Raw genomic sequence first — 1,122 nt, forward strand, 5'->3', positions numbered from 1 at the left:
ACACGTAGACCACGGGAAGACAACAACAACAGCAGCGATATCAAAAGTATTAGCAGCGAAAGGATTAGCACAAAAAGTTGATTTTGAAAATATCGACCAAGCTCCAGAAGAAAGAGAAAGAGGTATAACAATCAACACAGCGCACATAGAATATGAATCAGAAAAAAGACACTACGCACACGTAGACTGTCCAGGGCACGCTGACTATGTTAAAAATATGATAACAGGGGCAGCACAAATGGATGGAGCAATCTTAGTAGTATCAGCAGCAGATGGACCAATGCCACAAACAAGAGAACATATCTTACTAGCAAGACAAGTAGGAGTACCATATATAGTAGTATACTTAAATAAAGTAGATATGGTAGAAGAAGAAGAATTATTAGAATTAGTAGAAATGGAAGTAAGAGATTTACTATCAGAATATGATTTCCCAGGAGATGAAGTACCAGTAATAAGAGGATCATCATTAGGAGCATTAAATGGTGAAGCACAATGGGAAGAACAAATCTTAAAATTAATAGAAGAAGTAGATAACTACATTCCAACACCAGAAAGACCAGTAGATCAACCATTCCTAATGCCAATAGAAGATGTTATGACAATAACAGGAAGAGGAACAGTTGTAACAGGAAGAGTAGAAAGAGGAACAGTAAAAGTAGGAGAAGAAGTAGAAATAGTAGGGATAAAAGATACATCTAAGACTACAGTAACAGGAATAGAAATGTTCAGAAAATTATTAGATTCAGGAGAAGCTGGAGATAATATAGGGGCATTATTAAGAGGAATCAAGAAAGAAGAAGTAGAAAGAGGACAAGTATTAGCAAAACCAGGATCAATTAAACCACATACTAAGTTCAGAGGAGAAATCTACGTATTAACAAAAGAAGAAGGTGGAAGACATACACCATTCTTTACAGGATATAAACCACAATTCTACTTTAGAACAACAGATATAACAGGAGAAGTAAACTTACCAGAAGGAGTAGAAATGGTAATGCCTGGAGATAATATATCAGTATCAGTAGAATTAATACACCCAATTGCGATTGAACAAGGATTAAGATTCTCAATCAGAGAAGGTGGAAGAACAGTAGCATCAGGAGTAGTTGCTGATATTAA

General features: G+C 35.7%; 1 protein-coding gene. It reads left to right on the top strand.

All coding sequences use genetic code 11. From position 1 onward, the window contains the following. Nucleotides 1-1,122: elongation factor Tu (gene tuf / locus AYC59_RS05880; RefSeq protein WP_066896291.1), on the top strand; the 1,122-nt coding region annotated here is incomplete at both ends.

Source organism: Pseudostreptobacillus hongkongensis (assembly GCF_001559795.1).
Taxonomy (GTDB): domain Bacteria; phylum Fusobacteriota; class Fusobacteriia; order Fusobacteriales; family Leptotrichiaceae; genus Pseudostreptobacillus; species Pseudostreptobacillus hongkongensis.